Raw genomic sequence first — 4,743 nt, forward strand, 5'->3', positions numbered from 1 at the left:
ATCCTGCGGTGGCTCCGGGAGCCGCTTCTTGAAATTCTGCCTCTTGTAGAAAAAGAGTCAAGCTGACTACTTGAGGACGTAGATGACCAGGAAGAGGCCAATCCAGAYGACGTCCACGAAGTGCCAGTAGTACGAGGTGACGATCGCTGAAGTTGCCTCAAAGTGTCCGAACTTCTTSGCGGCGAAGGASCGKCCCATGATGAGSAGGAAGGCAAYCAGRCCGCCGATRACGTGCAGGCCGTGGAAGCCSGTSGTKATGTAGAASGCCGAACCGTAGGCGTTGGAGGACAGCGAGACATGCTCGGAAACGAGCATGGCGTACTCCGTCGCCTGGCCGGCGACGAAGAAGGCACCCATGAGGAACGTCAGGATGAACCATCCGTTCATCCCCCACTGGGTGAAGCTGAAGCGTCCGCCGGTCCGGCGCGGCTGGAGCCGCTCGGCAGCGAAGACGCCCATCTGGCAAGTAAAGGAACTTGCCACGAGGACGATCGTGTTAACGAGCGCAAACGGGAAGTTGAGCTTGGCTGTCTCTTCGGCCCACATCAGTCCGGAAGTCGAACGGAGTGTGAAGTACATGGCGAAGAGACCGGCGAAGAACATCAACTCACTGGACAGCCACACAACGGTTCCAACAGAAACCATGTTCGGGCGGTTCAGCGTCGGGTGCGCCGGGGTACTGGGGGCATGGGTCGCAGATGTCACATAGACATTATGTCTATAAAAGTCCGTCCTGCCCAACGCAAACCGCGTTTTCGGAGGACTTTTTCTACAAAGACGCGAATTCGCGCGGAAAAGTTCCCGGCGGGGTTCACATTGGTCTTTGCGGGGCCGACCTCGATAGCATCGGGAGGTGACTTCACAGGCATCTGCACAGGCGGCAGGCAACACCTGGCCGCGGCTCATCAACGCACTCATCAGCGGCGCCGACCTCACAGCCGGGAGCACTGAGTGGGCCATGAATTCCATCATGTCCGGTGAGGCGACGCCGGCCCAGGTGGCGGGTTTCCTGGTGGCGCTGCGTGCCAAGGGCGAGACCGTGGATGAGCTGGCCGGCCTGGTGGAGGCGATGATCGCCAACGCCAACCCCATTGACATTGCCGGTGAGAAGCTGGACATCGTGGGCACGGGCGGCGACCAGCAGAACACTGTCAACATCTCCACGATGGCCGCCCTTATCGCCGCGGGAGCGGGTGCCCGGGTGGTCAAGCACGGCAACCGGGCGTCGTCGTCCTCGTCGGGATCCGCCGATGTCCTGGAGGCCCTCGGCGTCCGGCTTGATCTCCCCATTCCCCGCGTGGCACTCAACGCCGAAGAGGCGGGAATCACGTTTTGCTTCGCCCAGGTTTTCCACCCCTCCATGCGGCATGCCGCCGTCGCCCGCCGCGAACTCGGCGTKCCGACGGCSTTCAACTTCCTGGGSCCMATGATCAACCCSGCMCATGTCCAGGCSTCGGCGGTGGGCGTSGCCAATGAGCRRATGGCCCCGCTGGTGGCCGGAGTGCTGGCCAAGCGAGGCAGCCGCGGCCTGGTTTTCCGCGGCAATGACGGCCTGGATGAGCTCACCACCACCGGCCCGTCGCGGGTGTGGGAGATCCGCAACGGTGAGGTAACTGAAGCGATGTTTGATCCGCGCGATCTGGGCATCCGGACGGCCACGCTGGAGGAACTGCGCGGCGGGGACGCGGTGGCCAATGCCGCCGTCGTCCGGGCTGTCCTCAGCGGTGCGCCGGGGCCGGCCCGCGATGCGGCGCTGCTCAACGCCGCGGCCGGGCTGGTGGCGTTCGACCTCGACGCCGTGGGTCCGCTGGCGGAGCGCATGGCCGCCGCGTTCAACCGCGCCGAGCAGTCCATTGAATCCGGAGCCGCGGCCGCGGTGCTGGACAGGTGGGTCGCCCTGTCGCAGACAGCCTAAAGATCACATGAGACGGGCCCGGCAGATTTCTGCCGGGCCCGTCTCATGTGAGCTGTTCGTAATTCGGTTGTTCGCTACTGCTCGAATCCGAGGGCAAAGGCCGCATCGAGGTCGTGCTGGGAGTAAGCGCGGAATGCGATCTGCGTTGTGGTGTGCGCGACGCCGGGAACCTTCGAGAGCTTGTCCGCGATGACGTCCGCCAGGTCCTCGTGCTTGGCGACCCGGGCGATGGCGATCAGGTCCCACTCGCCCGTTACGGAATAGACCTCGCTGATGCCGGCGATGGCGGAGATTTCCTCGGCGGTCTCCGGGATGCGTGAAGCGTTTGTCTTGATCAGGACGAATGCGGTGACCACGTGTGAACCTTTCCGGATCGGTTGCGCCGTTTGCGGGCCTGTCGGCGGCCCTTGCACGGGCGCTGCCATCTTCTGCAAGCCTAGTGCATTAGGCCTGGCGGCTGCGTGAACGCAGCCGCCGAACGCCCGCGGCCACAAGGCGGTAGCCCAGGAGGAAAACGGCCAGGCTCAGCAGGGCCACGATGATGAAGGGCAGCACCACCGTCTGCCCGGTGAGGGCCCGCAGGATCATCCCCACGCCGACGGTTCCGAGCCAGACAGCGACGCCGGCGGGCCACACCCGCAGGGGGTCATGCCACAGCCGCAGGGCCAGCCATGCCAGTGCCGCGCCTGCCAGGAACGGCCACGCCGTCGCAAAGACGCCGGTGATAATTTCCCCGCGCTGGTGCGCGTCGCGCCCGATCGCCGCGAACAGCAGAATCAGGAGTGCATCCGCGCATGCTGCCAGGGCTGCTGTCTGCGCGGGCCGGAGGCCGGAATGGGGAGCGTCCTGGGCGGACGGGCGGGGGAGTTTGGGGGTTGGAGAAGGCATACATCCAAGCCTAGTCCCGTCAGGATGGGCTCCGGGCGGGGACCGTTGTGTGTGAAGTCACCTCCGGGCTAGGCTCGGCCCCATGCCGCTGATCGCCGCCGGAGTCTGCCGGCGGCGCGGCAAACGCAAGGGGAGCGCTGTGAGCGAAAAGATCACCACCTGCCTGTGGTTCGACAGCCAGGCCGAGGAAGCCGCCGAGTACTACGTCTCCATCTTCGACGGCGGCAAAATCCTCGATGTCTCGCGGTATGGCGACGGCGGTCCCGGGCCTGCCGGCCAGGCCATCACCGTTCAGTTCCTGCTTGACGGGCGGACCTTCACGGCATTGAACGGGGGTCCGGCCTTCACTTTCAATGAGGCGGTGTCCTTTGTGATCGACTGCGCGTCGCAGGAAGAAGTGGACCGGTACTGGTCGGCCCTGACCGACGGCGGCCAGGAAAGCCAGTGCGGCTGGCTCAAGGACCGGTACGGGGTCTCGTGGCAGGTTGTGCCGGCCGTGCTGGGACAACTGATCGCCGGCCCCGACCCCGACGGCGCCCGGCGTGCCATGCAGGCAATGCTCGCCATGCGCAAGCTGGACATCGCCGCCTTGCAGGAGGCCTACGACGGCGCATGACGCCCCTGGTCCGCGTGGCGTCGGGTGCCCCTGTCCGTGACCCCGGTCGGCGTGGCCCCCCGGCCCAGGGACTGTCCGCACATATGATCGTGGCATGAGTAGCGACGCCGTTCCGGAGGCTGGTGTTCCGGTGCAGCTGGATCCTCAGCTGGACGGCCAGCTGAGCATTAACGACATCCTGCTCGAACTTGGCCAGGCTCCCGTGGTGCACCCCTCGCCGGACGCGGCCAGTGAGCTGCACTTCTTCTAGGCCCGCCGCTTCCGGTTCCGCCATCCCGCGCCTGCTCCACAGTTCCTTCTGGTGACCCCGCAGAGAGGCGCTCCCGCGCCGAATTCGGGCCCTTTGGTCCTAACGGGGCACGGCCCGGGGGGGCTAGTTTGGCGCTTAAGGATGCCAGCAGGGCCTCCTCAGAACGGAAGGATGGCTCCCGTGGAGCAATTCTGGAACTTCATTTGGCTGTTCTTTTGGTCATTCGCGTTCATCGCGTATCTTTTCGCGCTGTTTGCAGTTATCTCGGATATTTTCCGGGACCACGAACTCAGCGGTTGGCTCAAGGCTGTGTGGATCATCTTCCTGGTCTTTGTGCCGTTCCTCACGGTTCTCGTGTACCTGATCGCGCGGGGCCGCAGCATGGCCGAGCGCCAGGCCCGCAGTGCCCAGCAGTCCGAAGCCGCAACAACGGAATACATCCGCTCCGTGGCCAAGGCGTCCCCCTCCCAGGAAATCGCAAAGGCCAAGGAACTCCTCGACGCCGGCACCCTGACCCAGGCCGAATTCGACGCCGTCAAGGCCAAGGCGCTGAGCCAGGCCTGACCGTCCCGCTGCGTCCTATAGGTGCATTTCCCGCCCTCGGACCACCGGTCAGTTCGGCCGCCGGTAGCTGGCCAGGCCATGTTCGTAGGCGAAGATGACGGCGTGCACACGGTCGCGCAGCCCGAGTTTCATGAGGATGCGGCCCACGTGGGTTTTGACTGTTGATTCCGCCACGGTCAGTCGTTCCCCGATCTCGGTGTTTGTGAGTCCCAGCGCAATGGCCGAGAGTATTTCCCGTTCCCTCTGTGTCAGTGATGCCACCGCTTCATCACCCGCGGCCGGGGGACCGGAGGGAAGCCTTTGGCTGAAGAGGTCCAGCATCCGGCGGCTGACCCGGGAGGAAATGGCGGCGTCTCCTCCGGCGACGGCCCGAAGGGAAGCGAGCAACTCAGCTGGCCCCACATCCTTGAGCAGAAAACCACTGGCACCGGCCCGGAGGGCCGCGAAGGCATACTCGTCGAGATCGAACGTCGTGAGGACAATGACCCGTGAGTGCGGGCACTCCTCGAC

Annotated in this window: 8 protein-coding genes; 4 read left to right on the forward strand and 4 right to left on the reverse strand. The window is 64.9% G+C overall.

The annotated features are described in order from the left end of the window. Positions 1 to 66: 66 nt before the first annotated feature. Entirely contained in the window at positions 67 to 705 is a 639-nt protein-coding gene (ctaE, locus tag AC1DHX_RS20195; RefSeq protein WP_476900420.1) for an aa3-type cytochrome oxidase subunit III, read from the reverse strand. 148 nt (positions 706 to 853) lie between these two features. Here ctaE and trpD point away from each other — a divergent pair, with 148 nt between their 5' ends. Continuing rightward, complete coding sequence (trpD, locus tag AC1DHX_RS20200; RefSeq protein ID WP_476900421.1) at positions 854 to 1,915, forward strand: anthranilate phosphoribosyltransferase; 1,062 nt, start codon at positions 854 to 856, stop codon at positions 1,913 to 1,915. Positions 1,916 to 1,989: 74 nt separating this feature from the next. Here the strand turns inward: trpD and AC1DHX_RS20205 are convergent, their stop codons facing one another. Together AC1DHX_RS20205 and AC1DHX_RS20210 are read right to left on the reverse strand one after the other, a co-directional pair. Continuing rightward, positions 1,990 to 2,271 carry an Lrp/AsnC family transcriptional regulator gene (locus AC1DHX_RS20205; protein WP_028276733.1) on the reverse strand — a complete coding sequence of 94 codons (282 nt, stop codon included), beginning with the start codon at positions 2,269 to 2,271 and terminating at the stop codon, positions 1,990 to 1,992. An 88-nt stretch (positions 2,272 to 2,359) separates the two neighbouring features. Further along, complete coding sequence (locus AC1DHX_RS20210) at positions 2,360 to 2,803, reverse strand: DUF3054 domain-containing protein (RefSeq protein WP_476849253.1); 444 nt, start codon at positions 2,801 to 2,803, stop codon at positions 2,360 to 2,362. Between the two features lie 139 nt (positions 2,804 to 2,942). Between AC1DHX_RS20210 and AC1DHX_RS20215 the strand changes: the two genes are divergently transcribed. The 3 genes from AC1DHX_RS20215 to AC1DHX_RS20225 all read left to right on the forward strand — a co-directional run bounded on the left by AC1DHX_RS20215 (position 2,943) and on the right by AC1DHX_RS20225 (position 4,233). Continuing rightward, positions 2,943 to 3,419: a VOC family protein gene (locus AC1DHX_RS20215; RefSeq protein ID WP_476857038.1), complete on the forward strand. Its 477-nt coding sequence runs from the start codon at positions 2,943 to 2,945 to the stop codon at positions 3,417 to 3,419. 94 nt (positions 3,420 to 3,513) lie between these two features. After that, positions 3,514 to 3,669 (forward strand): hypothetical protein, encoded by a 156-nt coding sequence (locus AC1DHX_RS20220; protein ID WP_156945122.1) that lies wholly within the window; start codon positions 3,514 to 3,516, stop codon positions 3,667 to 3,669. A 171-nt stretch (positions 3,670 to 3,840) separates the two neighbouring features. Further along, positions 3,841 to 4,233: an SHOCT domain-containing protein gene (locus tag AC1DHX_RS20225; RefSeq protein WP_476849251.1), complete on the forward strand. Its 393-nt coding sequence runs from the start codon at positions 3,841 to 3,843 to the stop codon at positions 4,231 to 4,233. 48 nt (positions 4,234 to 4,281) lie between these two features. On the opposite strand, the gene AC1DHX_RS20230 is transcribed toward AC1DHX_RS20225, so the two are convergent. Continuing rightward, positions 4,282 to 4,743 (reverse strand): LuxR C-terminal-related transcriptional regulator (locus AC1DHX_RS20230; protein WP_476900422.1); only part of this gene is annotated, 462 nt, incomplete at its 5' end.

The organism is Arthrobacter sp. 05N33_2 (genome assembly GCF_056397425.1).

What these genes read in the sequence shown, in the direction of transcription:
- AC1DHX_RS20225 (WP_476849251.1), top strand. Translation starts at nt 3,841, where the DNA reads ATGGCTCCCGTGGAGCAATTCTGGAACTTCATTTGGCTGTTCTTTTGG.
- AC1DHX_RS20210 (WP_476849253.1), bottom strand. Translation starts at nt 2,803, where the DNA reads ATGCCTTCTCCAACCCCCAAACTCCCCCGCCCGTCCGCCCAGGACGCT.
- AC1DHX_RS20220 (WP_156945122.1), top strand. Translation starts at nt 3,514, where the DNA reads ATGAGTAGCGACGCCGTTCCGGAGGCTGGTGTTCCGGTGCAGCTGGAT.